25 protein-coding genes are annotated in these 24,640 nt (G+C 62.9%); 14 read left to right on the plus strand and 11 right to left on the minus strand.

Features of this window, described 5'->3' with window-relative positions; translation table 11 throughout:
* Positions 1-43 precede the first annotated feature (43 nt).
* Positions 44-508, plus strand: coding sequence for an rRNA maturation RNase YbeY (gene ybeY, locus AC4BBN_RS05605; protein ID WP_490590963.1), 465 nt, complete (start codon positions 44-46; stop codon positions 506-508).
* A 9-nt stretch (positions 509-517) separates the two neighbouring features.
* On the opposite strand, the gene dtd is transcribed toward ybeY, so the two are convergent.
* Positions 518-955, minus strand: coding sequence for a D-aminoacyl-tRNA deacylase (gene dtd, locus AC4BBN_RS05610; protein WP_490590964.1), 438 nt, complete (start codon positions 953-955; stop codon positions 518-520).
* 93 nt (positions 956-1,048) lie between these two features.
* Between dtd and AC4BBN_RS05615 the strand changes: the two genes are divergently transcribed.
* Entirely contained in the window at positions 1,049-1,447 is a 399-nt protein-coding gene (locus AC4BBN_RS05615; protein WP_490590965.1) for a cupin domain-containing protein, read from the plus strand.
* Between the two features lie 13 nt (positions 1,448-1,460).
* Here AC4BBN_RS05615 and tyrS read toward each other — a convergent pair whose 3' ends face one another.
* Positions 1,461-2,717: a tyrosine--tRNA ligase gene (gene tyrS, locus AC4BBN_RS05620; protein WP_490590966.1), complete on the minus strand. Its 1,257-nt coding sequence runs from the start codon at positions 2,715-2,717 to the stop codon at positions 1,461-1,463.
* Between the two features lie 245 nt (positions 2,718-2,962).
* Here tyrS and AC4BBN_RS05625 point away from each other — a divergent pair, with 245 nt between their 5' ends.
* Together AC4BBN_RS05625 and AC4BBN_RS05630 are read left to right on the plus strand one after the other, a co-directional pair.
* Positions 2,963-4,303: a M23 family metallopeptidase gene (locus tag AC4BBN_RS05625; protein WP_490590967.1), complete on the plus strand. Its 1,341-nt coding sequence runs from the start codon at positions 2,963-2,965 to the stop codon at positions 4,301-4,303.
* Complete coding sequence (locus tag AC4BBN_RS05630) at positions 4,266-5,411, plus strand: anhydro-N-acetylmuramic acid kinase (RefSeq protein ID WP_490590968.1); 1,146 nt, start codon at positions 4,266-4,268, stop codon at positions 5,409-5,411. Before AC4BBN_RS05625 ends, AC4BBN_RS05630 begins: the two co-directional genes overlap by 38 nt.
* 3 nt (positions 5,412-5,414) lie before the next feature.
* Here AC4BBN_RS05630 and mdtD read toward each other — a convergent pair whose 3' ends face one another.
* The 5 genes from mdtD to AC4BBN_RS05655 all read right to left on the minus strand — a co-directional run bounded on the left by mdtD (position 5,415) and on the right by AC4BBN_RS05655 (position 10,110).
* Positions 5,415-6,824, minus strand: coding sequence for a multidrug transporter subunit MdtD (gene mdtD / locus AC4BBN_RS05635; RefSeq protein WP_490590969.1), 1,410 nt, complete (start codon positions 6,822-6,824; stop codon positions 5,415-5,417).
* A gap of 81 nt (positions 6,825-6,905) precedes the next feature.
* Positions 6,906-7,271: an iron-sulfur cluster insertion protein ErpA gene (gene erpA / locus AC4BBN_RS05640; protein WP_092758362.1), complete on the minus strand. Its 366-nt coding sequence runs from the start codon at positions 7,269-7,271 to the stop codon at positions 6,906-6,908.
* Positions 7,272-7,428: 157 nt separating this feature from the next.
* Complete coding sequence (gene rpsI, locus AC4BBN_RS05645) at positions 7,429-7,821, minus strand: 30S ribosomal protein S9 (protein WP_490590970.1); 393 nt, start codon at positions 7,819-7,821, stop codon at positions 7,429-7,431.
* An 11-nt stretch (positions 7,822-7,832) separates the two neighbouring features.
* Positions 7,833-8,264 carry a 50S ribosomal protein L13 gene (gene rplM, locus AC4BBN_RS05650; protein ID WP_490590971.1) on the minus strand — a complete coding sequence of 144 codons (432 nt, stop codon included), beginning with the start codon at positions 8,262-8,264 and terminating at the stop codon, positions 7,833-7,835.
* Between the two features lie 187 nt (positions 8,265-8,451).
* Positions 8,452-10,110 carry a serine/threonine protein kinase gene (locus AC4BBN_RS05655; protein ID WP_490590972.1) on the minus strand — a complete coding sequence of 553 codons (1,659 nt, stop codon included), beginning with the start codon at positions 10,108-10,110 and terminating at the stop codon, positions 8,452-8,454.
* A 71-nt stretch (positions 10,111-10,181) separates the two neighbouring features.
* Between AC4BBN_RS05655 and AC4BBN_RS05660 the strand changes: the two genes are divergently transcribed.
* The 5 genes from AC4BBN_RS05660 (at position 10,182) to ushA (ending at position 15,954) form a co-directional block, all read left to right on the plus strand.
* Positions 10,182-11,084, plus strand: coding sequence for a 23S rRNA (adenine(2030)-N(6))-methyltransferase RlmJ (locus AC4BBN_RS05660; protein WP_490590973.1), 903 nt, complete (start codon positions 10,182-10,184; stop codon positions 11,082-11,084).
* 253 nt (positions 11,085-11,337) lie between these two features.
* The gene (locus AC4BBN_RS05665) at positions 11,338-12,264 is read left to right on the plus strand and encodes a ribokinase (RefSeq protein WP_490590974.1); all 927 of its coding nucleotides are present in this window, start codon (positions 11,338-11,340) and stop codon (positions 12,262-12,264) included.
* Between the two features lie 36 nt (positions 12,265-12,300).
* Positions 12,301-13,284: a nucleoside hydrolase gene (locus AC4BBN_RS05670; RefSeq protein ID WP_490590975.1), complete on the plus strand. Its 984-nt coding sequence runs from the start codon at positions 12,301-12,303 to the stop codon at positions 13,282-13,284.
* A gap of 24 nt (positions 13,285-13,308) precedes the next feature.
* A complete protein-coding gene (locus AC4BBN_RS05675; protein ID WP_490590976.1) occupies positions 13,309-14,151 on the plus strand; it encodes a 2OG-Fe(II) oxygenase family protein in 843 nt (280 codons plus the stop codon).
* A 162-nt stretch (positions 14,152-14,313) separates the two neighbouring features.
* On the plus strand, positions 14,314-15,954 hold the full coding sequence (ushA, locus tag AC4BBN_RS05680) for a bifunctional UDP-sugar hydrolase/5'-nucleotidase UshA (protein WP_490590977.1): 1,641 nt from the start codon (positions 14,314-14,316) through the stop codon (positions 15,952-15,954).
* Positions 15,955-16,063: 109 nt separating this feature from the next.
* Here ushA and AC4BBN_RS05685 read toward each other — a convergent pair whose 3' ends face one another.
* Positions 16,064-16,681: a response regulator transcription factor gene (locus AC4BBN_RS05685; RefSeq protein ID WP_490590978.1), complete on the minus strand. Its 618-nt coding sequence runs from the start codon at positions 16,679-16,681 to the stop codon at positions 16,064-16,066.
* The gene (locus tag AC4BBN_RS05690) at positions 16,678-18,621 is read right to left on the minus strand and encodes a sensor histidine kinase (RefSeq protein WP_490590979.1); all 1,944 of its coding nucleotides are present in this window, start codon (positions 18,619-18,621) and stop codon (positions 16,678-16,680) included. The genes AC4BBN_RS05685 and AC4BBN_RS05690 overlap by 4 nt, the downstream gene beginning before the upstream one ends.
* A gap of 170 nt (positions 18,622-18,791) precedes the next feature.
* Between AC4BBN_RS05690 and AC4BBN_RS05695 the strand changes: the two genes are divergently transcribed.
* The 4 genes from AC4BBN_RS05695 to AC4BBN_RS05710 all read left to right on the plus strand — a co-directional run bounded on the left by AC4BBN_RS05695 (position 18,792) and on the right by AC4BBN_RS05710 (position 22,499).
* Positions 18,792-19,811, plus strand: a complete 1,020-nt coding sequence (locus tag AC4BBN_RS05695; RefSeq protein ID WP_490590980.1) for a TRAP transporter substrate-binding protein — start codon at positions 18,792-18,794, stop codon at positions 19,809-19,811.
* A gap of 27 nt (positions 19,812-19,838) precedes the next feature.
* Positions 19,839-20,420, plus strand: a complete 582-nt coding sequence (locus AC4BBN_RS05700) for a TRAP transporter small permease (protein ID WP_490591394.1) — start codon at positions 19,839-19,841, stop codon at positions 20,418-20,420.
* The gene (locus AC4BBN_RS05705; protein WP_490590981.1) at positions 20,417-21,703 is read left to right on the plus strand and encodes a TRAP transporter large permease; all 1,287 of its coding nucleotides are present in this window, start codon (positions 20,417-20,419) and stop codon (positions 21,701-21,703) included. The genes AC4BBN_RS05700 and AC4BBN_RS05705 overlap by 4 nt, the downstream gene beginning before the upstream one ends.
* Before the next feature lie 127 nt (positions 21,704-21,830).
* On the plus strand, positions 21,831-22,499 hold the full coding sequence (locus AC4BBN_RS05710; RefSeq protein WP_490590982.1) for an SDR family oxidoreductase: 669 nt from the start codon (positions 21,831-21,833) through the stop codon (positions 22,497-22,499).
* Between the two features lie 20 nt (positions 22,500-22,519).
* Here the strand turns inward: AC4BBN_RS05710 and AC4BBN_RS05715 are convergent, their stop codons facing one another.
* Positions 22,520-23,857 (minus strand): methyl-accepting chemotaxis protein, encoded by a 1,338-nt coding sequence (locus AC4BBN_RS05715; protein WP_490590983.1) that lies wholly within the window; start codon positions 23,855-23,857, stop codon positions 22,520-22,522.
* 100 nt (positions 23,858-23,957) lie between these two features.
* Here AC4BBN_RS05715 and AC4BBN_RS05720 point away from each other — a divergent pair, with 100 nt between their 5' ends.
* Entirely contained in the window at positions 23,958-24,080 is a 123-nt protein-coding gene (locus tag AC4BBN_RS05720) for a hypothetical protein (protein ID WP_490590984.1), read from the plus strand.
* 29 nt (positions 24,081-24,109) lie between these two features.
* On the opposite strand, the gene AC4BBN_RS05725 is transcribed toward AC4BBN_RS05720, so the two are convergent.
* A complete protein-coding gene (locus AC4BBN_RS05725) occupies positions 24,110-24,619 on the minus strand; it encodes an Lrp/AsnC family transcriptional regulator (RefSeq protein ID WP_490590985.1) in 510 nt (169 codons plus the stop codon).
* Between the last annotated feature and the right edge of the window lie 21 nt (positions 24,620-24,640).

Below are 24,640 nucleotides of genomic sequence, written 5' to 3' on the forward strand. Positions count from 1 at the left end.
ATAGCTGCCTGCGCAGAATATACCTGCGCCAGCGGCCAAAAACATGCTGAACAATCTACAACTCTCGCTGCAGTTTGGCACGCTGGCCAACAAGGAAGAACTGGCCCTGCACCGTGCCGCCCTGCCCCGCCACAGCGTGGCCCGCTGGATACGCCACGCGCTGGCGCTGGACGCCGAGATCACCGTGCGCATCGTCGATGCCGAAGAAGGCCAGGCCCTGAACCGCGAATACCGCAAAAAGGACTACGCCACCAATGTGCTGACCTTTGACTACACCCAGGAGCCGGTGGTAACCGCCGACCTGGTGCTGTGCGCCCCGGTGGTGGCCCGCGAAGCCGCAGAAAACGGTAAGTCGTTGAAAGACCATTACGCCCATTTGCTGGTGCACGGCACCCTGCACGCCCAGGGCTGGGACCACGAAACCAGCGAAGAAGATGCCAACGAGATGGAAGCCTACGAGACCGAAATCCTGGCCGAGTTGGGCATCGCCGATCCTTACGCCGACTAAGCTGGCGGATTAAAACTGCAGCGGAATCGTCACCGGCCCGTCGTTGACCAGATGCACCAGCATGTCGGCGCCAAACTGCCCGGTCTGCACCGGCGCATGCAGCAGCCGGGCCTGGGCCACGAAGTAGTCGTACAGCCGGCGCCCGTCCTCGGGTAGTGCTGCGCTGATAAAGCTGGGCCGGTTGCCCGCCGAAGCATCGGCCGCCAGCGTGAACTGGCTGACCACCAGCAGCCCGCCCGCCACGTCCTGCAGGCTCAGGTTCATCTTGCCTGCCGCATCGCTGAAGATGCGCAGCTTCAAAATTTTGGCCAGCAGCTTGTCGGCCTGGGCCGGCACATCGCCGCGCTCGGCGCACACCAGCACCAACAGGCCGGGGCCGATCTGGCCCACCACCTCGTCCGCAATGACCACGCGGGCTTCCCGCACTCTTTGTAAAACAGCTTTCATGAGTTGATTGTCCGTCACGGGCCTCAGGGTTGTCACCGAGCATGGGCCTGGACCAGGCCACTACGATAGGCCACGATTTTCAAAGGACACACCATGCGTTTGCGCAACTACGGCATTTACATCCTCGTCGGCGGCCTGCTGGGCCTGGCCGCAGCTGCCCACGCGCAGACGAGTGGTTTGACACGCACCATCGTGGGCAAGGAAGACGTGTCGGTACCCGGGCGCGAAGCGGTGGTCGCGCGCGTGGAAATCGCCCCCGGCGGCAAGGCAGCCCGCCACACCCACCCCGGCGACGAGATCAGCTACGTGATGTCCGGTGAAACCGTTTTGCTGGTGGATGGCCAGCCGCCGCGCCGCATCAAGGCGGGCGAGTCTTTTGTCATTCCCGCCGGCGTGGTGCACGCCGCCGAGAACGACACCGCCAACCCGGTGCAGTTAGTCGGCGTCTACGTGGTGGAAAAGGGCAAGCCGCTGGCCTCGCCCGCGCCCTGACCCTGCGAGCCCGTTAGCCCAGCGTCACGCGAGCGAACTTGCGTTTGCCCACCTGCAGCACATAGGTGCCGGCACCCAGTTTCAAGCCCTTGTCGCTGACTACGCTGGAGTCCACGCGCACACCGCCGCCGTCGATCAGGCGGTTGCCCTCGCCGCTGCTTGCCGCCAAATTGGCTAGCTTCAGCAGCGCAGCGATACCCAGTGCCGCGCCGCCTTCACCCAGTGGCAAGCTCAGCTCGGCGATGTCATCCGGCACGCCGCCCTTGCTGCGGTTGTTGAAGTCTTGCTCGGCCGCATCGGCTGCGGCAACGCTGTGGAAGCGGGCGGTGATTTCCTTGGCCAGCGCCACCTTGGCGTCCTTGGGGTTGCGGCCAGCATCCACTTCCGCCTTGAGCGCGGCGATTTCGGCCTCGCTTTTGAACGACAGCAAGGTGTACCAGCGCCACATCAGCACGTCGGAAATGCTCAGCACCTTGGCGAACATGGTGTTCGGCTCTTCGCTGATGCCGATGTAGTTGTTCTTGGACTTGGACATCTTCTCCACGCCGTCCAGGCCTTCCAGCAGCGGCATGGTCAAAATGCACTGTGGCTCCTGGCCGTATTCGGCCTGCAGGTGGCGGCCCATCAGCAGGTTGAACTTCTGGTCGGTACCGCCGAGTTCCAGGTCGCTTTTCAGGGCCACAGAGTCGTAGCCCTGCATCAATGGGTACAAAAACTCGTGCACTGCGATGGACTGGCCGTTATTAAAGCGGTCGTGGAAGTCGTTGCGCTCCATCATACGGGCCACGGTGTAGCGCGATGCCAGCTGGATCATGCCGCGCGCGCCCAGCGGCTCGCTCCATTCGCTGTTGTAGCGGATCTCTGTCTTGGCCGGGTCCAGCACCAGGCTGGCCTGCTTGTAATAGGTTTCGGCGTTGATCTTGATCTGCTCAGGCGTCAATGGCGGGCGGGTGCTGTTTCGCCCGCTGGGGTCGCCGATCAGCGAAGTGAAGTCGCCAATCAGAAAGATCACCGTGTGGCCCAGGTCCTGCAGCTGGCGCATCTTGTTCAGCACCACGGTGTGGCCGATATGGATGTCGGGCGCGGTCGGGTCCAGGCCCAGCTTGATGCGCAGCGGCGTGCCGGTGGCCTCGGAGCGCGCCAGCTTCTTCAGCCAGTCTTCTTGGGGAATCAGCTCGTCACAGCCGCGTAAAGACACGGCCATGGCCTCCCGAACACGGTCGGTTACAGGAAAATTACTGCCCGATACGGGGTTTACTGCTTGATTCATAAGGGTTTTTCAGGTCTTTATCCATTGTCGCCCAGGGTGGGCACCGCTATACTCGCGGATTCGCTGCAGCCCCTGATTTTAGTGGTGCGTTGCCTGATAGGCCGCCCAAAACCCCAGGTCTGGCGCAATACACGGCTCGCAGGCCCTCCTCCGATTTCCTGCTACCGGCCATTGCACATGACCTGACTGAACTTCCAGGGCCTCCCTCGTCTCTGCAGCAAACCTCTTTTTGGGAATTCACTCTTTTGAACAACGGTCTCAACACCGTCAGCGATAGGCTTTTGTCTTTGGTACAACGCCACCCCAAGCGCATCACTGCGCTGGTGGCGGCCGTACTTTTAGGCGGTGGTAGCGGTGCATTCGCCGTCGCCTCCCTGGGCCCAGACGCCGCTGACCTGCCGGTACGGCAAATCACGGAATCGGTGCAACCCCTGCCCTTGCAAGAGCAGGCTGCAGCACTCGATCTTCATAGTTTCAACCTGTTCCGCACGGAAACCACCCGCTCCAGCGACACGGCTGCTTCGCTGCTGCAGCGTCTGGGCATCGCCGACGTAGACGCGGTCGCCTTCCTGCGCAGCGATGCGCTGGCCAACAAAGCCATCTTCGGCCGCGCCGGTCGCACCGTGAAGGCCGAGGCGACGGACAAGCAAGCCCTGCTGTCTCTCAGCGCGCTATGGAGCCCCGGTAACGACGGCGCCATCCAGCGCCTGGTGGTCGAAAAGACCGCCAAGGGGTTCCGCTCCCGCATGGAAGATGCGCAGCTGGACACCACCAGCCGGCTGGCCGGCGGCACGATCCAAAGCTCGCTGTTTGCCGCCACCGACGAAGCGGGCATTCCCGATGCGGTCGCGACCCAGCTCGCCGAAATCTTCTCGGGCGACATTGACTTCCGCCGCGCACTGCGCAAGGGGGACCATTTCTCGGTGGTCTATGAAACCGTCGAAGCCGACGGCCAGCTGCTGCGCACCGGTCGCGTCTTGAGTGCCGAGTTTTTCAGCAATGGCAAAACCTACCAGGCCATGTGGTTTGCCGAGCCCGGCCAAAAGGGCAGCTACTACGCACTGAACGGCCAAAGCCTGCGCCGCGCCTTCTTGTCCGCACCGGTGGAGTTCTCCCGCATCACCAGCGGCTTCTCCATGCGCTTCCACCCCATTTTGAAACTGTGGAAAGCCCATTTGGGCGTGGACTACGCGGGCACCATCGGTACGCCAGTGCGCACCGTGGGTGACGGCGTGGTGGAATTCGCTGGCGTACAAAATGGCTACGGCAACGTCATCATCGTCCGCCACAACAACCACAACGAAACCCTGTACGCCCACCTGAGCCAAATCAATGTGCGCGCGGGCCAAAAGGTCAGCCAGGGCGAACATATTGGTGCGATTGGCGCCACCGGCTGGGCCACCGGCCCGCATCTGCACTTCGAGTTCCGCGTCGACGGCGCGCACCAGGACCCGATGACCGTGGCCCGCCAAAGCGAAAGCCAACCGCTGTCTGCCGCCGCCAAACCCATGTTTGACCGGCTCGCCGCCACCATGCGCCAGCAGCTGAATGCAGCCTCGGCGGTGCAACAAGCCAGCGCTGACTAAAGTGTCCGAGCTGTACATCGGCCTCATGTCCGGCACCTCGCTAGACGGCGTGGACGGTGTGCTGGCCGACTTTGCCGGCGGCCGCATGCAGGTGCTGCAGCACGCCAGCCTGCCCTTTGTCGATGCACACCGGGCCGGGCTGCTGACCTTGAATTCACCAGGGGACAACGAGCTGCACCGCGCGGCCCTGGCCGCCAATGCCTTGGCAGAACTCTATGCCAAGGTAGTCCAGCTATTACTGGACCGCAGCCACACCACTGCAGCATCTATCCAGGCCATCGGTGCCCACGGCCAGACCGTGCGGCACCGCCCACAGGAATTCGACGGCACCGGCTACACGCTGCAACTGAACAACCCGGCCCTGTTGGCCGAGCGCACTGGCGTCACCGTGGTAGCTGACTTCCGCAGCCGCGACGTCGCCGCCGGAGGCCAGGGCGCGCCGCTGGTGCCGGCCTTCCACCAGCAGGTGTTCGGCCGTCCGCAAGAGACGGTGGCCGTGCTGAACATCGGCGGCATTTCCAACCTGAGCGTGCTGGACGGCGAGCACATCCTGGGCTTCGACTGCGGTCCCGGCAATGCGTTGATGGACTACTGGTGCCAGCAGCATACCGGCCAGCCCTTCGATGCCGATGGCGCCTGGGCCACCAGCGGCCGCGTGCAGCCGGACTTGCTGGCCGCCTTGCTGGACGAGCCTTTTCTGGCCAAGGCACCACCCAAGAGCACCGGCCGCGACCTGTTCAACCCCGGCTGGCTGGCTACCAAGCTCCAGCAGTTCGCCGGACTGCGCCCGGTAGACGTACAAGCCACATTGACCGAATTGACCGCCAGCGCAAACGCTACCTGCGCAAGCAGCTATGGAAAGAATAGCAAGCAGTTGATCGTATGCGGTGGCGGCGCCTTGAACGGCCACCTGATGCGGCGCATACAGGCCGCGCTGCCCGCCATGCAGGTGCAATCCTCAGCCGACCACGGACTGCCGCCCCTGCAGGTGGAAGCCGCGGCCTTTGCCTGGCTGGCGCGTCAGACGCTGTTGCGCGCACCGGGCAGCCTGGCCAGCGTCACCGGTGCACGGGGCAACCGGGTGCTGGGCGCGATCTACCCAGCCTGATCTCTATTCCAGGTCGGCGGCACCCACCGGGGCAGCCACCTTCTCGTCGGGCGCCAGCTGCCAGAAGATCCAGGCCGAGGCAAGGGTCATCAGCCCCATGGTGGCAAACGTGGCATGGAAAGCCTCCAAGGTCTGCGCCGCACCCGCCGCCTCGAAGTAGCCGGTGTATCCCGCCAGCACCGCCCCTGCGGCTGCCACCCCCATCCCCATGGCCAGCATCTGCACCATGGACAGCAGGCTGTTGCCGCTGCTGGCCAGCGGACCGTCCAGGTCTTTCAAGGTCACCGTATTCATGGCCGTGAACTGCATGGAGTTGACCGCACCAAAGAGAGCCAGCTGCACCAAACGCAGCCACAGCGGCTGCTCCGGCGTCACAAAGGCAAAGCTGGCCATGGTCAATCCCACCAGTGCGGTATTCAGCACCAGCACCTTGCGGTAGCCCAGCCAGGTGATCAGGCGCGTTGCCAGGGTCTTGGTCACCATGCCGGCCGCCGCCACCGGTAGCATCATCATGCCGGCCTGTGCTGGGCTGTAGCCCATGCTGACCTGCAGCAGCAATGGAATCAAGAACGGCATGCAGCTGCTGCCAATGCGCGCAAACAGATTGCCCAGCAGACCGATGGCCAGCGAAGGAATGGCGAACAGCCGGGGCGAAAACAAGGGTTCAGGCTCCCGCACGGCGTGCAGCCAATAGGCCACCAGACTGGCCAGGCCGAACATCAGCAACACCAACACGGTGGCCTGGCGCAACCCCAGTTCGGACAAACCATCCAGCGCCAAGGACAGTGCCACCATGCCAAACGACAGCAGCGCATAGCCGCTCAGGTCGAAACGCTTGTGTTCCACGCGTGCACCTTCGGGCATCCAGGCCAGGGTGGCCATGCCGCCGAGCACCCCCACCGGCAGATTGATCAGAAAGATCCAGTGCCAGGTGGTGTACTCGACCAGCCAGCCGCCCAGGGTTGGGCCGATCAGCGGGCCGATCAGCCCGGGAAGCGCAACAAAGCTCATGGCCTTCAAAAACTGCTCGCGCGGAAATGCCCGCAGCACCGCCAAGCGCCCCACAGGCAGCAATAAAGCCCCACCAACCCCTTGCAACACACGGGAGGCCACCAATTGCGTCAGGCTGTGCGACATCGCGCAAAACAAGGAGCCCAGCGTGAAAAGAGCAATCGCGGCCACAAACAGGCGGCGCGTGCCAAAGCGGTCGGCCATCCAGCCCGAGGCCGGGATCAGCATGGCCATGGTCAGTGAATAAGCCACCACCACAGACTGCATCCGCAAAGGGCTTTCGCCCAGGCTGGCCGCCATGGCCGGCAGGGCGGTATTGACGATGGTGGCATCGAGCGTCTGCATGAAAAACCCAATGGCCACCAGCCAGAGCAAACGCTGACGCGAAGCTTCATCTTGCATGCGGAAACCGCTCCTTGTCCGAACCGGATGTAGCAAAGAAAAAGCCGCCCACAGGCGGCCTTTTTAAAACGGGGTGGCCAATCAGGCCGAGAAGCTGGAGCCGCAGCCGCAGGTGCTGGTGGCGTTAGGGTTCTTGATGACGAACTGGGCGCCTTGCAGGTCTTCCTTGTAGTCGATCTCTGCGCCCAGCAGGTACTGGTAGCTCATGGCGTCGATCAGCAGAGACACACCATTCTTGGTCATGGTGGTGTCGTCTTCGTTGGTGATCTCGTCAAACGTGAAGCCGTATTGGAAACCAGAGCACCCACCACCTTGCACAAACACCCGCAGCTTGAGATCCGGGTTGCCCTCTTCGGCGATCAGGTCGGCCACTTTGGCGGCGGCGCTGTCGGTGAATACGATGGGGGTGGGCATTTCGGTCTGGATGTTTTCGGCTAGGGCGCTCATGGGGTACTCCGTAAAGAATCTAGGTGATGCTACTGCAATTCCCGACTTAAGTTGCGGGGCAAACAATTTGCCGGTACCAGCAGTGCGGTCTTTTCAAAAACAAAAACCGCCAAAGCCCGAAGGCTTGGCGGTTTTTGCGTCGCACAGAGCGAAAAGCTTAACGCTTCGAGAACTGCTTGCGGCGGCGTGCAGAGTGCAGACCGACCTTCTTACGTTCGACTTCACGCGCATCACGCGTTACGAAGCCGGCTTTGCTCAGCTCAGGCTTGAGCGTTGCGTCGTAGTCGATCAGGGCGCGGGTAATGCCGTGGCGGGTTGCGCCGGCTTGGCCGGACTCACCACCACCGTGCACATTGACCATCACGTCGAAAGTTTCGGCGTGGTTGGTCAGCACCAGAGGCTGCTTGCAGATCATGATCGAGGTAGCACGACCGAAAAATTCGGTGATGTCTTTACCGTTGACCTTGATTTGGCCGGAGCCCTTCTTGATAAACACACGGGCGACGCTGGATTTGCGACGGCCGGTGCCATTGTTCCAATCACCAATCATCTGGATACTCCTTAGATGTCCAGCACTTTAGGCTGTTGGGCGGTGTGTGGATGCTCAGCACCACCGTACACCTTGAGCTTCTTGATCATGGCGTAGCCGAGCGGGCCCTTAGGCAGCATGCCCTTGACGGCTTTTTCCAAAGCGCGGCCTGGGTGCTTGGCTTGCATGTCGCGGAACGAGATGGCAGAAATGCCACCTGGGTAGCCGGAGTGGCTGTAGTAAATCTTGTCGTTCGATTTGGCACCGGTCACGCGCAGCTGGGCTGCGTTGATGATGACGATGAAGTCACCGGTATCGACGTGAGGCGTGTAAATGGCCTTGTGTTTGCCGCGCAAACGGAGAGCAACTTCGCTGGCTACTCGTCCGAGGACCTTATCGGTCGCGTCAATCACAAACCACTCGTGCACCACGTCAGCGGGTTTCGCGCTGAAGGTCTTGGTCATGAGTTTTCTCTTTAAAAGAATGGTTTGGTCAACCTGAGGGGTTGGCGTCCTAGCAGCCCTTTTCCACGGTCGGCGTCTCTCTGGTGGAGATCTCTTAGGTGGTTTTTAAACTGCACCGCGGGGCTAGCAAACCGCTGGGCAGCCTTGGATTATACAAAGTTGCAAGCCTGCCCGTCAAATCGCAGACTCAGGAATGCTTTCGTTGGTTGCGATTCAGGCGCTGCGTGTTCTCAACACACACCGGCAACTCGGCAAATTCCGGCTTCTGGCACTCGCGGTACAGGCACATAGGCCGCGAGATGAAGTTGCTTTCCGGGCACAACTCCACGACCGTGGTCGAAACCCGCGCCTCCCGGGGCCGCGACTGCGGTGCAGCCGCCGTCACCGAGGCACTGCTTGCCGGGGGAGCGGCTACCCGCGGCTTGCGCACCACCGGCCGCGTGGCCTTGGCAGCGCTCGCCGCAGGTTGAGAACTGGAAGCCGCTGGAACCTGGGGGGCAGCTTGATCCTTGGAAGCCGCCTGCTCCGCAATAGCAGCCACGGGCTCCGCCACCCCAGCCGGCTTGGCACCGAGTGCGACCGCAGGCATGGCCGCAACGGCGGGGGCCTTGGTTGCAGGCAGATACCCACTCCAGTACATACCCGCTGCTGCCGCCCCGACCGCCAACATGGCGGCCACGCCCCACCGCATGCTCTTGCGCCACAGCGTCTGCGGCCCCGCCACAGCTAACGGCACTGGCGCGGCGGCGGCAACATCCAGCACCACAGGCGCCGCAGGGCGGTAGACGAATTGGGTGGGCTGCTCGGCAAGATCTGCAGGCTGGGGTTTGGCGCGCGCCGCCTGCTCGTCGCGGGACAGCTTCCAGCCCTCGCCCATGGCGGCCCGCCAGTCAAAGCGGGCCATATCGGGCGGCACCTGCAAATCCAGCGACTCAGAGAAGGCCTCCACCGACTGCGGACGGTCCTCGGGGCGTATGGCCAGACTGCGGTCCAGCGTATCGACGAATGCCGGCGAGTAACTACAGCCGTACAGACTGAGTGCCGATTGCGCCAGCTCACGCATGCTGGGCATGCGGTCGCGCAACACGCGGAAGGTAGCCGGCAGCGGTAAATCGTTGGCCAAATAGCCGTGCACTACCGCCGCCAGCGAATACAGATCGCTCCAGGCGCCCTGCACCATATCGCGCGCATCGGCGTATTGCTCAATGGGCGCGTAATTCACCTTCAGCACCGCTGTGTGCTTGCGGCTCAGGTCGCCGATGGCCCGCCGGGCCGCGCCCAGGTCCAGCAAGACCGGCGGGCCTACATCCTGCAGAAAAATATTGTCGGGCGACACGTCGCGGTGCAGGGTCTGGTGCGCGTGCAACAACTTCAGCGCCTCCAGCACCGACCACAACACCTGTCGCAGCCAGGCCTCGGATGGCGGGCGGCGCATCTGGCTGCGCGCCTGTTTGAGCGTCATGCCGTGGTATAGCGGCATCACCATATAGGCGGTGTTGTTTGCCTCCCAGAAGCGCAGCACCTTGACCAGTGAGGGGTGGTCAAACTGCGCCAGCAGCCGGGCTTCTGCCACAAAAGACTGCAAACCCGCCTGGTAGCTACTGCCGTCCAGCGAAGAGCGGATCACCACCGACGCCCCTCCGGTACGCCCGGCCAGCGCCGTGGGAAGGTACTCCTTGATGGCGACCGAGCGCTGCAAAGAATGGTCGTAGGCCTGGTAGACCATGCCAAAGCCCCCCACGCCCAACAGCCGTACCAGCTCGAACTCCCCCAGGCGCGTGCCGCTGGCCAGCGCATCGGTGTGGTGCACTTTGTGGAGACCTGGCGGGTGGACTAAATCGAGCATATGGCGGTCGGGGGTGCATAGTTTAGTGGCCGGCACCACACGGCGGGCGCCCGCCTCGTTACCATTGGGGCATGTTTAGTTACCGCCACGCCTTCCATGCAGGCAACCACGCCGACGTGCTCAAGCACACCGTGTTGATTGCCGCCCTTAAATATTTGACCGAAAAAGACCCGGCCTTGGCCGTGCTGGACACCCATGCGGGTGCCGGTCTGTACCGGCTCGACGGCGACTATGCCGAAACCAGCGGCGAGGCGGCAGACGGCATCCTCAAGCTGCTGGCCCCCCCCGCCCCTGGCGAAGCACCATGGCAGCCCGCCCCCCTGCTGCAGGACTACCTGGACATGGTGGCCAGCTTCAACAAAAGCGGCGCCAAAAAGGTCTACCCTGGCTCTCCGTTCATCATGCAACAACTGTTACGTGACCACGACCGGCTGAAGCTGTTTGAGCTGCACCCCACCGACAGCAAAACCCTGTCAGCCAACATCGCCCAGCTGGAAGCCGGCCGCCAGGTCGCCGTGTTCCGCGAAGACGGCTTTGAAGGCATCCGCAAATTTCTACCCCCACCCAGCCGCCGCGCTTTCCTGCTGTGCGATCCCAGCTATGAAATCAAGAGCGACTACGCCCTGGTGTCCAACATGGTGGCCAACTGCTTGAAGCTGTTTGCCACCGGCACCTACGCCGTCTGGTACCCCATCATCCCGCGCCCCGAGGCGCACGACCTGCCACGCAAGCTCAAAACCCTGGCCACCAAGGCCGGCAAGAGCTGGCTGCACGCCACGCTGACCGTCAAGTTCAGCAAGCTCACCACCGACGCCGCCGGCGAAGTCAAGCGCCCCGGCCTGCCTGCCAGCGGCATGTTCCTGATCAACCCTCCCCACACCATGAAAGCCGGCCTCAAGCCTGCGCTGGAGCAGATGGTGGAACACCTGGGCCAGGACAAGCACGCCACCTTCACACTGGACTCTGGCGGCTAACACCACCACACTCACCACTACCGCGACGCGCCTTGCTATACAAAACATAGCTGCACGCGCTGGATTTATTTGCGCCTACGGCCGATTTCATGCACACCGTGCCGAAATCGGTATACCTGCTATCAGCAAACCGGGGTGAAGGCAGCTCTGGGCGCACGTAAATTCGCGTAGCATGTTGCTCGCACGGGGCGGCGCCTGCCTGATGCGGCGCCCACCCTTCCCCGTATGCCGCAACCTCTGTTTAGAACCATCCATGATTTTTGTCGCCGGCTCTGCCAATCTTGATTTTGTCGTGCGGGCACCGCACATCCCGGCTCCCGGTGAAACCGTGCTGGGCCATGCGTTCCAAACCTTCCCCGGCGGCAAGGGTGCCAACCAGGCCATCGCCTGCGCCCGCGCTGGCGGCGCCACCACCCACATGCTGCTAGCGCTAGGTGGCGACGCCTTTGCCCAGCCGCTCGAAGCGTCGCTGGCCGAGGCCGCCGTGGTGCCGCACATCGTGCGATCCGATAAGCCCACCGGCACCGCCTTCATTTGCGTGTCCGACGACGCGGAAAACGCCATTACCGTCGCCCCTGGCGCCAACCTCGCCCTGCAAGCCGAACACCTTCCCCCGCTGCAAGGCTTCACCCACCTGTTGCTGCAGCTGGAAACCCCGCTCGACACCGTCACCGCCTACGCCCAAGCCGCACGCGCCCACGGCGTGCAAGTGGTGCTGAACGCCGCACCAGCCCAGGTGCTGCCGCCGGCCCTGCTGGCAGCCGTGGACGTGCTGGTGGTCAACGAAGGCGAACTCGCCAGCGTCGCACAACATGAAGGCAGCGTGGCCGAATGCCTGGCACGCCTGGACGTGCGCTGCGTGGTCGTCACCCTGGGCCACCGAGGCTGCTGCGCCCGGCTGGACGGTGAAATCACCCTGCAAGCCGCCTTCCCCGTCTCGCCTGTCGACACCACCGCCGCCGGCGACAGCTTTTGCGGCGCACTGACCGCAGCCCTGTCGCAGGGCCACTCCTTGGCGCAAGCCCTGCAATACGGTAGCGCTGCGGGCGCACTGGCCTGCACCCGGGCCGGCGCACAGTCCAGCATCCCAACCCACGCCGAAGTGCTGGCCCTGGTCGCTAGCGGCGCGCCTGCTGGTGCCGAAGCTGCGCTGCGCGCTTTCTGCGGCTTCCCCGCCTAAGCCCTTTTCACCCTATTTGAAGAACGAAGGAACACCATGACCGCAAAGCACAAAGTCATTTTTGATACCGATCCCGGCGTAGACGACGCCATGGCCCTGTACTTCGCATTGGCCCACCCGGCCATCGACGTGGTCGGCATCACCACCACCTTCGGCAATGTGACCGTGGAACAGGCCGCCATCAATGCCCTGTACCTGACGGCCATCGCCGGCAAAAGCATCCCCGTCACCAAAGGTGTGGCCACCCCCTGGGTCAAGCCTGGCGAAGCGCCACCGGCCTTCATCCACGGTGCGGACGGCCTGGGCAACTTGGCATCGCGCGTCGCCACCACCAACCAGCTGGACCCACGCTCGTCGGCCCAATTCATCGTGGACATGGCCCGCGCCCACCCCGGTGAAATCACACTGGTGGCCGTAGGCCCGCTGGGCAATCTGAGCCTGGCCCTGAAGCTGGAACCCCAGCTGCCCAAGCTGCTGAAGGAAGTCATCCTGATGGCCGGCACGGTGACCGAACCCGGCAATGTCTCCCCCGTGGCCGAAGCCAATGTGTGGAATGACCCGCACGCCGCCGACCACGTCTTCACCGCCGGCTGGAAGCTGACCATGGTCGGCCTGGACGTGACCCACCGCGTGATAGTGCCACTGGCACTGATCAAGAAGATCGCCGACAAGCACCAGCACATTGCCACCGATGTGCTGCACCACGCCGTCAGCTTCTATGCCGACTTCTACAGCGGCATCTACCCGCATGTGGCCAAGATCCACGGCTGCTTCGGCCACGACGTGCTGGCCTTCATCTACCTGGTGAACCCCGAGTTCTTCACATTGGAAAGTGGTGCCATCCGTGTGGCCACCGAAGGCATCGCCAACGGCCAGACCATGATGAAGCGCAAGGACATCTTCCACCCGCAAGCCGGCTGGGCCGACAAACCGGCCACCCAGGTCTGCATGCAGGTGCAGGCCGAGTCGTGCAACACCGTGTTCGAAGACACGCTGATGGCCGACTGGCTGCCCCGCTAAAGCGCCCCCGAGAAGGAATCCGTCATGCAGCTCCCGGTTGTCGATTACCGCAGCGCCACCGCGGCGCAAGACTTTTGCCAAAGCCTGCACAACACCGGCTTCGGCGTGCTGGCCAACCATCCGCTGGACCAAAATCTGGTGGAAGGCATTTACACCGAATGGCTGGGTTTTTTTGGTTCCGAGGCCAAGCACAAGTACGCGCAAGACCCGGTCAAGTTTGACGGCTACTTCTCGCCCGCCGTGTCAGAAACCGCCAAGGGCTATGACAAGCGCGACCTCAAGGAGTTCTACCATATCTACCCCTGGGGCCGCTATCCGGCCGAGGTGTCGGACGCGGCGCAGCGCTACTACAAAGCCGGTAGCGCCCTGGCCGCCGAGCTGCTGAAATGGGTGGAAGACAACTCGCCACCCGAGGTACGCGCTCGCTACACCGAGCCGCTGCCGAAGATGATCGAGGGCTGCGACCAAACCCTGTTGCGCGTGCTGCACTATCCGCCGCTGCGCGGTGACGAAGAGCCTGGCAGCGTGCGCGCCGCAGCCCACGGCGACATCAACCTGCTGACCATACTGCCCGCCGCTACCGAGCCCGGCCTGCAGGTGCTGGGCAAGGACGGCGCCTGGTTCGACGTGCCCTGCGACTTTGGCCTGCTGATCGTCAACATTGGCGACATGCTGCAAGAAGCCAGCGGGCACTACTACCCGTCCACCACGCACCGCGTACTCAACCCCACGGGCGAAGGCCGCTTCAAATCGCGCGTGTCGCTGCCGCTGTTCCTGCACCCACGCCGCGAAGTCGTTCTGTCGGACCGCTACACGGTTCAAAAGTACTTCGACGAACGTATGCAAGAGTTGCGCGGAAGGAAGTAGCACACCCCCAGGCTCCACGCTGCGCGTTTACGCCAACCCCCTTGCAGGGGGCAACACCTGCAGCCCGGCGGAGCCGGTTCTGCGGTGTTTCTGGAATAAGTCCCGTACCTCCTCAGGCCGCCCTCTTGATCTTGCGTTTGCAATTCCACTCCTGGAGTTCTTATGAAAATGCCGACCCGCCGCTTCGCCCTTGTCCTGCTCGTTGCCGCTCTGGCCGGCTGTTCGTCCATGGGCCCTGCGGGCCCGGAGAAGGATAAGACCTACCACCTGACCGTGCTGCACACCAACGACCACCATGGCCGGTTCTGGAAGAACAGCGACGGTGAATACGGCATGTCGGCACAAAAAACCGTGGTGGACCAGGTGCGTGCCGAGGTGGCTGCGGCCGGTGGCCAGGTACTGCTGCTCAGCGGTGGTGACATCAACACCGGCGTGCCCGAGTCCGACCTGCAGGACGCCGTGCCCGACTTCCGGGGCATGAACCTGCTGCGTTTTGACGCCATGGCCGTAGGCAACCACGAATTCGACAAGCCCCGCACCGTGCTGAAGATGCAGCGCGACCTGGCCACATTCCCCATGCTGTCGGCCAACATCTACGACAACGGTCAGCGCATGTTTGCGCCCTACAAGATTTTCAACGTCGGCGGCCTGCGCGTCGGCGTGATGGGTCTGACCACCGAAGACACCTACAAGATGGTGCATCCCGACAACGTCAAGGGCGTGGAGTTCCGCAGCGTCATTGCCGAAGCCAGCCAAGTCGTACCCGAGCTACGTGCCAAGGCCGATGTGGTCATCGCCGCCACCCATATGGGCCACTATGTGAACGGCCAGCACGGCAGCCAGGCCGAGGGAGATGTGGAGATGGCGCGCGCCGTGAATGGCATCGACCTGGTGGTCGGTGGCCACTCGCAAAACCCGGTCTGCATGAAGGCCGAAAACGTACGCGACGAAGCCTATGTGCCTGGCACGCCCTGCGCCCCCGACCGCCAGAACGGCACCTGGATCGTGCAGGCGCACGAGTGGGGCAAGTACGTGGGCCGCGCCGACTTTGAATACCGCAACGGCAGCTTCAAGCTGGTGCACTACGCCCTGATCCCCATCAACCTCAAGAAGTCCGTGAAGCTGGCCGACGGCAAAACCGCCAAGGCCTACTACACCAGCGAAATCGCCGAAGACCCGGCCATGCTGGCCATGCTCACGCCCTACCAAAACATCGGCCAAGAAAAGTTGGGGTTGGAAGTCGGCAGCAGCGATGCCCGCATCGAAGGCGACCGCAGCGTGATCCGCGCCAAGCCCGCCGCCATGGGCGTGCTGGTGGGACTGTCGATGATGGAAAAAACCAAGGCCGACTTTGCGGTGGTAAATGCCGGCGGCGTGCGCGACTCGCTGCCCGCGGGTACGCTGACCTATAAGGACGTACTCAAGGTACAGCCCTTTGGCAACACCATCGCCACGGTGGATTTCACCGGCGCCGAGGTCATGGACTACCTGAACGCCACTGCCAAGATGTCGGTCGGCTCCGGCGCCTTCCCGCAGTTTGCCGGCATCGAGCTGGTCATGTCCGGTGGCGTCGTCACCAGCGCACGCATCCAGGGCGCGGCCGTGGACCCCGCCAAGACCTACCGCATGGCGGTCAACAACTTCCAGGCCGTGGGCGGTGACGGTTACCCCAAGCTCATCGGCCACAAAAGCTATAGCGACAGCGGCTTTGTCGACGCCGACGTGCTGCGCGGCTATATCACCAGCCGCAGCCCGCTGAAGGCAGCCGACTTTGCGCCGGGCGATGCGGTGCTGCGCCGCTGAGACAATTTAAATAAAAAGTGGCTCTTGCGCAGGTAATGCCTGCGCTACCAGCTATCAATAAAATAGCACTCAACACGCAAGCATCCATTCCAGCCGGCGCCAGGAATGCTCAGGCTTTGGCCAGCAGTGTTGCCAGCTCGGCAGACGAGCGCACGTCCAGCTTGGCGTAGACGCGGGCGCGGTAGACCTCTACCGTGCGCACCGAGATATGCATTTCATCGGCAATCACCTTGTTCAGCTTGCCGGCGGCCACGCGCTGCATGACCTCGCGTTCGCGCTGCGTCAGGCCGGCCAGCTTGGCGCCGCGTGCGTCGCCCTCGGCCAGGCGCTGCTGCTGGGCGGCTTCCACCGCCAGCGCATCGCGCACCCGCTCCACCAGCGCAGCGTCGCCAAACGGCTTTTCCACAAAGTCGAAAGCGCCTTTTTTCAGCGCCTCCACGGCCATCGGAATGTCGCCATGGCCGGTCAGAAAAATCACCGGCAGGGTGTTGCCGCGCGCGGCCAGCTCGTCGTACACCTGCAGGCCCGACAGCGGCTCCATGCGCACGTCCAGCAGGATGCAGCCGCGCACCGGCGTGGGGCCGTCCAGCGCAGCCAAAAAGGTCGGGCCGTTGGCATAGCTGCAGACGCTGAAGCCGTGCGAGCTGAACAGAAACTCCAGCGCGTCGCGCACCGGTGCCTCGTCGTCCACCAGGTGCACGGCGACGGGGTGGTTAGGGTGTGTCATGCATTGATTTCCTCGTCTTGGGTGTAGACGTCATGGGCCTCGAACAGGGGCAGGGTGAAAGACAGGCGGGCGCCGCCCAGCAGACTGGGGCCGGCGTCCATGCTGCCGTGGTGGATCTCGATCACCGAGCGGCAAATCGCCAGGCCCATGCCCATGCCTTCCAGCTTGGTCGAATAGAACGGGGCGGTCAGCTTTTCGATGCTGCGGCCGTCGAGTCCGGGACCGTCGTCCTCCACGTCCAGGCGCACAAAGCGCTCACCCGCCGGCGCGGCGGTAATGCGGATCTGGCCTGCGCGGCGGTGGCCGGACAAAGCATCGGCAGCATTGCGCACCAGGTTGATCAGCACCTGTTCAATCAAGATGGGATCGGCATACACCGGCGGCAAATGGCTGGCCAGCGCCCACTGGATCTGGATGTGCTGGCGCTTCAAGTCGCGCTGCAGCAGCTCCACCGCGCGGCGCGCCACTGCGGCCAGGTCGCTGGGCTCGCGCTGGGGTGCGCGCCGGGTCAGGAACTCACGGATTCTCTGAACAATGCGCCCGGCCTCGGCGGCCTGTTCGCCCTGGTTCCGCAGCGCCTTCAGCACCGGCTGGTTGGCATACCCCTCTTGAAGCAACATGCGCTGCAGGCCGGCGTTGTAGCCGATGATGGCGGTCAGCGGCTGGTTCAGCTGGTGCGCCAGGGCCGACGCGACCTCGCCCAGCGTGGTCAGCCGGGCCTGGTGGGCCATGGCCTCGGCCTGGTGGCGCTCGCGCTCTTCCAGGTGCTTGCGTGCGGTGATGTCGATGATGGAGCCCATCCAGCCGATCTGGGTGCCGTCGGCGTCGATCAGTGGCGACTCGAACACCATCACGTTCAGCATGTGGCCGTCTTGGTGGCGCCACACGGCTTCGTAGCCGTCACGCGGGGCATTGCCCGCCAGGTTGCGGCGGTTGCGCAGCATGACTTCGTCGATGGACTCGGGAGGCCAGTAAGGCATGGGCGGAGCCAGGCCGACCAGCTTGTGCGCGGGCAGGCCCACCATATCGCAGAGGGTGCGGTTGACGTAGAGGATGCGGCCCTCAGCGTCGCGCGCGCGCAGCCCCACCAGGGCCGAATCTTCCATGGCCTGGCGCCAGGCGGCTTCGGTGCGCCAAGCGCCCTCGGCGCGCGATATCTGGCGCACCTGGCGCCGCAGCAGCATAGTGGCCACCAGCATCAGCGCCAGAAAGCCCACCACCAGCACCACCGGCAAGGTGCGCCAGAACGGCCGGGGGATCTCGCGCAGGGTGAGTTCCAGGTAGGTGCCAGGCATGTTGCGCCCGACCTGTACCTTGTAGCTTTCATGGGCCTGCGGATCCAGGTGCAACGGCACCTCGTCCAACGAGGCAATGGTCTGGTCGGAGGTGTCCAGCAGCTGCACATCGTATTTGCGCGACACCCACCACGGCGTGCCACGGCGTAGCAGCAGCGCCGCCGAATAGCGCACGACCAGCCGGTCCGTGCCAGCAGCCTGCACCAGGTGGGCCGACATGCCAGTGCTTTCCAGCAATTCGCGCAACGCCCCCTGGCTGATGGGCTGCTGGTCAGGCACGTGGGCCACGATGCGGTTGTTGGCATCCAGCCAGGTGACGCTTTGCCACAGACTACGCAAGCCACTGGCAACGTTGGGGTTGCTGGCTAGCCCGCTGGTGTTTCGGGGCAAACGGGGCAATTGCTTGGCCAGCTCCTCCAGATAGGTAGCCTCTACATCCACGCGCGCACGCAGCTGGGCTTCGGTACTCAGTGCATCGGCGATGAGGGTGGCATGGCGCTCTGCTTGGTCATCCAGGTCTGCTCGCCAGGTCCAGGCCAGGTCGCCTGCGACGAATGCCAGCGACGCCAGCAGCGGCAGCGCCCACAGCCTTCGCCGTACGCGGTCACGGGGAGGCAAAGGTTGGGTGTCGAACTGGGCCAGCATGCATCCAGTCTAGCGCTGGTAGGCGGGCTGGCCTTGTTTCAGGGGGCTAAATTCTAGGGTAAACCCTTTGATTCATCCTTACCTTGGCCATAAATGTGGAAGTCCACACTAGCCCTGCAAGGGGCGCGCGCAGACACTGCGGCCCATCCTCTTTTTACCCGGAGACATCCATGACAAATTTCGCCCGCCGTACCTTCGTGCAACTTGCCGTCGCAGCCGCCACCGTTTGCTCCGGCGCAGTGGCCTTTGCACAAGCTCCTATCGTCATCAAATTCAGCCACGTGGTGGCACCCGACACCCCCAAGGGCAAAGGCGCTCAGCGTTTCAAGGAACTGGCCGAGCAACGTACGGGCGGTAAGGTGAAGGTTGAGCTCTACCCCAACAGCCAGCTGTACAAAGACAAGGAAGAACTTGAAGCCCTGCAACTCGGTTCGGTGCAGATGCTGGCGCCTTCGCTGGCCAAATTCGGCCCCTTGGGTGCCAAAGAGTTCGAAGTGTTCGACCTGCCCTTCCTGTTCAAGGACGCCGCAGCATTTCGCGGTATCACTGAAGGCCCCCTGGGCGCTGAACTGTTCAACAAGCTGGAGTCCAAGGGCATCCACGGTCTGGCTTACTGGGACAACGGCTTCCACATCATGAGCGCCAACAAGCCGCTGCATACCGTAGCCGACTTCAAGGGCCTGAAGATGCGTATCCAGAGCTCCAAGGTACTGGACGCCCAGATGCGCGCACTGGGCGCCATTCCCCAGGTGATGGCATTCAGCGAGCTGTACCAGGCGCTGCAATCGGGTGTGGTGGATGGCACCGAAGGTGTGCCGTCCAACTTCTACACCCAGAAGATTTACGAAGTGCAAAAGCACATCTCCCTGTCCAACCACGGCCACCTGGCCTATGCGGTGATCGTGAACAAGAAGTTCTGGGACGGCCTGCCTGCTGACATCCGCACCGCACTGGAAGGCGCGATCAAGGACTCCACCACCTACGCCAACGCCATTGCCGCCACCGAAAACGCCCAGGCTCTGGAAAAGATCAAGGCCAGTGGCAAGACCACCATCTACACCCCGACGGATGCTGAAATCACCGAATGGAAGAAGGCTTTGATGCCCGTGCACAAGGAGATGGAATCGCGCGTTGGCAAAGCCACCATCGACGCCGCCTACAAGGCCACCGGCTTTGTGGCACCCAAGTAAGTTAAGCAGACCTCGGAGCCGTTTGTGATTAACCGTTTTCTGAACCACCTGGAGGAATGGCTCATTGCCTTCCTCATCGGTGCGGCCACGCTGGTGATATTTTTTGCCGTGTTGCACCGATTCCTCTCGGGCCTGCCTTACATCCAGGACTTGACCGTGCGCATGAACGTCAGCTGGGCGCAAGAGCTGTGCATCTTCATGTTCGTGTGGATGGCCAAGTTTGGCGCGGCCTATGGCGTGCGCACCGGCATCCACGTGGGTGTGGACGTCATCATCCGCAAGCTCACAGGCACGCCCCAGCGCATGCTGATTTTGTTTGGCCTGCTGGCAGGCGCCCTGTTTACCGGAACAGTAGCTACGCTGGGCGCAAACTTTGTGTACCACATTGCGCAGACCGACCAGGTCTCCGCCGATCTGGAAGTGCCTATGTGGTGGGTGTATCTGTGCGTGCCTTTGGGCTCGTCGCTGATGTGCTACCGCTTCCTCCAGGTGGCATGGAGCTTTGGCCGTGGGGGCGAGCTGCCACACCACGACCACGGCCATGTCGAGGGCGTTGAAGATGCGACTGACGACCCCTTGCTAGCAACCACCAAGGGAGCCCGCGCATGAATGCGACCATCATCTTTGTACTGCTGATTGTGCTGATGCTGACGGGCATGCCCATCAGCATCTCCCTCGGCCTGACCGTGCTGACCTTCCTCTTCACCATGACCGACGTGCCTGTGCAGTCGGTGGCGCTGAAGTTGTTCACCGGAATCGAAAAGTTCGAGATCATGGCGATCCCGTTCTTCATTCTGGCGGGTAACTTCCTGACGCATGGCGGGGTGGCGAGGCGCATGATCCGCTTTGCCACCAGCATGATTGGGCATTGGCATGGCGGCCTGGGCCTGGCGGGCGTCATGGCCTGCGCCTTGTTCGCTGCGGTATCGGGCTCGTCGCCAGCCACCGTGGTGGCGATTGGTTCGGTGATCCTGCCGGCCATGACCAAGCAGGGCTTCCCACCCAAGTTTGGCGCCGGCATCTTGACCACCTCCGGCTCGCTGGGGATCTTGATTCCACCATCGATCGCCATGGTGATGTTCTCTGTGTCCACCAATGTCTCGGTGGGCTCCATGTTCATCGCCGGCATCGTTCCCGGCATTGCGCTGGCAGTGGCATTGGGCTTCACCACCTGGAATATTGCCCGCAAGAACAACTACCCCCGCATGCCCAAGGCGACCTGGGGCGAGCGCTGGTTGGCTTTCCGTGAAAGCGTCTGGGGTTTGCTGCTGATCGTGGTGGTTATGGGCGGCATCTACAGCGGTGTATTTACGCCTACCGAGGCTGCGGCCATGGCGGCGGTCTATGCCTTCGTAGTCGCCGTGTTTGTCTACAAAGACATGCCATTCAAGCGTATTCCCAAAGTACTGCTCGACTCGGCCAGCATGAGCGCCATGCTGCTGTACATCATCACCAACGCGGTGCTGTTCAGCTTCCTGATGACCAGTGAGAACATCCCCCAGGCCATGGCCGACTGGATGATCAACCAGGGCTTTGGTCCGATTGCCTTCCTGTTGGTGGTCAATATTCTGCTGTTGCTGGCGGGCAATGTGATGGAGCCCAGCTCGATCATTCTGATCCTGGCACCCATCCTGTTCCCCGTGGCGATGAAGCTGGGCATCAACCCCATCCACTTCGGTATTCTGATCGTGGTGAACATGGAGGTCGGCATGTGCCATCCGCCGGTGGGCCTGAATCTGTACGTGGCGTCGGGTATTACCAAGATGGGTATCAGCGAGTTGACCATGGCCGTCATGCCGTGGCTGCTCACCATGCTGGTATTTTTGGGTGTGGTCACCTACTGGCCGGGCCTGACCCTGTGGTTGCCGCGCCTGCTGGGCATGGCCACCTAGGAGCCTGATAGCCTTCTGAAGCAAAAGCCCCGGCCTGCCGGGGCTTTTTCATTTGCTACACATATAGGAGCTACTAGCGCAGGTACTATCTGAGCCGGCATAGGTTTTTATACATAGGAGCATGCGCATGGCCAACATCCTCATCCTGGGCGCGTCGCGCGGCATAGGCCTGGAGTTTGTGCGCCAGTACGCCGAAGCGGGCGAGCGTGTCATCGCCACTGCCCGCGACGCGGCCGGCCTGGCCCGCCTCAAGGCCGTGGGGGCCGAGGCCTTGCGCCTGGACGTGGCCGACCCGACCAGCATCAGCGGCCTGGCGTGGCAGCTGGACGGCGAGAAAATCCATGTGGCCGTGTACGTGGCAGGCCTGTTTTCAAAAGGCGGTGCCACCTCACCGCCGACCCAGCAGGACTTTGACCGCGTGATGCACACCAATGTGCTGGGCGCCATGCAGGCCATTCCCCAGGTTGCGCCCTTGGTGGAGGAAGCGGGCGGCGTGTTCGCCTGCATCACCAGCGGCATGGGCCAGATCAGCAGCGTGGCCTCCAGCGACGGCTGGACCTACCGCGTCAGCAAGGCTGCGCTGAACATGGCGGTGGCTGCCGCCCAGCACGACTACCCGCGCGCCACGCTATTGGCACTCTGCCCAGGCTGGGTGCAAACCGATATGGGCGGCCCCGGTGCCAGTCTGACGGTGGAGGCCAGCGTGGCAGCCATGCGCAGCACCCTGGCGGCGGTGACGCCGGCTGACCGTGGGCGCTACATGCACCACGATGGGCGGCCCTACACCGGCTGGTGAACTGCGGCCGAAGGCCCTCCTCAGCCCACGCTGTCGGCCGCTTGCAACTGGACCATAGCCTGGTTGACCGCGCCCAGGCGCGCGTCCTGCGCGCGTGACGCATCGACGATGGACGCCATGATGTCGGAAGCCTGTTTGGCCGAGTGCTGGATCTCCTGCATCACGCGGCCAGACTCCTGTACCTTGGCATTGCCGACGAAGACGCGCTCGGCCGAGGCGGATATCAGTCCCTTGATTTCGCGTGCGGCCTCGGCACTGCGCTGCGCCAGGCTGCGCACCTCGCCCGCCACAACGGCAAAGCCACGGCCTTGCTCACCGGCGCGGGCCGCTTCCACGGCGGCGTTCAACGCCAGCAGATTGGTCTGAAAGGCGATGCCGTCAATCAGGCCCACGATGTCGGCGATGCGCTTGGAATCGGCCTGGATGTGCTGCATGGTGGCCACCGCCTCTGCGGAGGCATCGGCACCGTTGTGCGCAATCGAGGCTACTTGCAAGGTATGGGAATGCGCACCGTCAGCCTGCGCCGCACTGTGCTTCACCAGCCGCTGCAGCTCCTGGAACGCGCCCTGGACCAGGCGCGTGGCCTCAAACCGGGCCGTGATGTCGGTGGCGTATTTGACGATCTTGAAAGGCCTGCCGACCTGGTCCAGCACGGGGCTGTAATTGGCTTCTATCCACACCACATTGCCCGCGCGGCCCACACGCTGAAACTGGCCCTGGTGGAACTGGCCGCTGCCCAGGTGCTGCCAGAAGGCCCGGTATTCCGGGCTTTGCCGCTCCTGCGCTGTGACAAACATGCTGTGGTGCTTGCCAACCAGTTCGTTCTCGCTGCGGTAGCCCATGGCTTCGATGAAATTACGGTTAGCACGCAGGATGCGGCCTTGCAGGTCAAATTCGATCACCGCCTGCGCCCTGCCCACGGCCGCCAGCTGGCTGTTGGCCTCGGCGTCCCGCAATACCTGCTCGGAAATATCCATGGCGTACTTCACCACCCGCACGACCTTGCCCGCGCCGTCCCGCACCGGGCTGTAATTGGCCTGCAGCCACACATCTTTGCCATCGCTGGCAATGCGCCGGCACCGGCCCACGAAAGCTTCGCCTCGTTGCAGCCGCGCCCAGAAGGCCGCGTACTCCGGCGCGTGCTGCTCTGCGGGATCGACAAATAGGCGGTGGTGCTGGCCCTGAATGGCTTCCAGCGAGTAACCCATGACCTGCAGAAACGGCGCGTTGGCGAAAACAATGGTGCCGTCCGGCTCAAATTCAATGACCGCTTGGTTGCGATACAGCGCCTGGAGTTGGCGTTGCGCGGAGACACTCTTGCCCGATAGGAAAGAAAAAAGTTTGGCCAGACGGTTCATGGTGAAAATGTGGTCGCATTGTGACTGCTTGGTATTTTCTATGGCAACCGCACCCATATTCGTCATTTTTTACAAAAAACACCGGGGAAACCCTTGGTTTGTGAAGAATTTGTGCCGCCTGCAGCACTTTCGGTACAACGACAACGACAACGACAACGACAACGACAACGACAACAACGACAACGACAACGGCTGGCAAGACTTGCCACCGCGCTCAGCGTAAGAACGTATTCAAAGAAACTGGCCGCTCGGCTAAATCGGAAACTGCGTGGTGGACAGCACCTGCTTGAGCACCATGAACGAACGAATCTGCCGCACGCCCGGCAGGTGCAGCAGCTGTGTGGCGTGCAGGTTATTAAAGCTGTCGTTGTCGCGCGTGCGCAGCAGCATGAAGTAGTCAAACTCGCCCGTCACCACATGGCACTCCATGCAGCCCGATACCTTGGCTGCCGCCTTCTCGAACAGGGCGAATGACTCGGGCGTGGACCGGTCCAGCACCACGCCAATCAGCACCAGCATGCTGGCGTCCAGCGCCTTGGGGTTGAGCAGCGCGACGATGCCCGAAATAACACCCAGTTGCTTGAGCCGCTCCACCCGCCGCAGGCAGGCAGGCGGGCTCAGATTCACCTTGGCGGCCAGCGCCACATTGGTCATGGACGCATCGCGCTGCAGGGCGCGCAGTATGGCTTTGTCGGTGCGGTCTATGGCGTGGTCGGGGCTGTCGGTGGGCTCCGTCTTGGCTTTTACTTTTGTTGCGCACATATTGCTTATCAAGACATAAAG

The sequence above is a fragment of the Rhodoferax sp. SPJ21 genome (assembly GCF_058216335.1).

Coding starts and splice junctions, on each gene's coding strand:
- AC4BBN_RS05725 (WP_490590985.1), bottom strand. CDS start 24,619: ATGTGCGCAACAAAAGTAAAAGCCAAGACGGAGCCCACCGACAGCCCC.
- rpsI (WP_490590970.1), bottom strand. CDS start 7,821: ATGATTGGTGATTGGAACAATGGCACCGGCCGTCGCAAATCCAGCGTC.
- AC4BBN_RS05670 (WP_490590975.1), top strand. CDS start 12,301: ATGACCGCAAAGCACAAAGTCATTTTTGATACCGATCCCGGCGTAGAC.
- AC4BBN_RS05710 (WP_490590982.1), top strand. CDS start 21,831: ATGGCCAACATCCTCATCCTGGGCGCGTCGCGCGGCATAGGCCTGGAG.
- AC4BBN_RS05715 (WP_490590983.1), bottom strand. CDS start 23,857: ATGAACCGTCTGGCCAAACTTTTTTCTTTCCTATCGGGCAAGAGTGTC.
- AC4BBN_RS05655 (WP_490590972.1), bottom strand. CDS start 10,110: ATGCTCGATTTAGTCCACCCGCCAGGTCTCCACAAAGTGCACCACACC.
- AC4BBN_RS05660 (WP_490590973.1), top strand. CDS start 10,182: ATGTTTAGTTACCGCCACGCCTTCCATGCAGGCAACCACGCCGACGTG.
- AC4BBN_RS05685 (WP_490590978.1), bottom strand. CDS start 16,681: ATGACACACCCTAACCACCCCGTCGCCGTGCACCTGGTGGACGACGAG.
- dtd (WP_490590964.1), bottom strand. CDS start 955: ATGAAAGCTGTTTTACAAAGAGTGCGGGAAGCCCGCGTGGTCATTGCG.
- AC4BBN_RS05665 (WP_490590974.1), top strand. CDS start 11,338: ATGATTTTTGTCGCCGGCTCTGCCAATCTTGATTTTGTCGTGCGGGCA.
- mdtD (WP_490590969.1), bottom strand. CDS start 6,824: ATGCAAGATGAAGCTTCGCGTCAGCGTTTGCTCTGGCTGGTGGCCATT.
- AC4BBN_RS05695 (WP_490590980.1), top strand. CDS start 18,792: ATGACAAATTTCGCCCGCCGTACCTTCGTGCAACTTGCCGTCGCAGCC.
- erpA (WP_092758362.1), bottom strand. CDS start 7,271: ATGAGCGCCCTAGCCGAAAACATCCAGACCGAAATGCCCACCCCCATC.
- rplM (WP_490590971.1), bottom strand. CDS start 8,264: ATGACCAAGACCTTCAGCGCGAAACCCGCTGACGTGGTGCACGAGTGG.
- AC4BBN_RS05615 (WP_490590965.1), top strand. CDS start 1,049: ATGCGTTTGCGCAACTACGGCATTTACATCCTCGTCGGCGGCCTGCTG.
- tyrS (WP_490590966.1), bottom strand. CDS start 2,717: ATGAATCAAGCAGTAAACCCCGTATCGGGCAGTAATTTTCCTGTAACC.
- ushA (WP_490590977.1), top strand. CDS start 14,314: ATGAAAATGCCGACCCGCCGCTTCGCCCTTGTCCTGCTCGTTGCCGCT.
- AC4BBN_RS05690 (WP_490590979.1), bottom strand. CDS start 18,621: ATGCTGGCCCAGTTCGACACCCAACCTTTGCCTCCCCGTGACCGCGTA.
- AC4BBN_RS05675 (WP_490590976.1), top strand. CDS start 13,309: ATGCAGCTCCCGGTTGTCGATTACCGCAGCGCCACCGCGGCGCAAGAC.
- AC4BBN_RS05630 (WP_490590968.1), top strand. CDS start 4,266: ATGCAGCCTCGGCGGTGCAACAAGCCAGCGCTGACTAAAGTGTCCGAG.
- AC4BBN_RS05705 (WP_490590981.1), top strand. CDS start 20,417: ATGAATGCGACCATCATCTTTGTACTGCTGATTGTGCTGATGCTGACG.
- ybeY (WP_490590963.1), top strand. CDS start 44: ATGCTGAACAATCTACAACTCTCGCTGCAGTTTGGCACGCTGGCCAAC.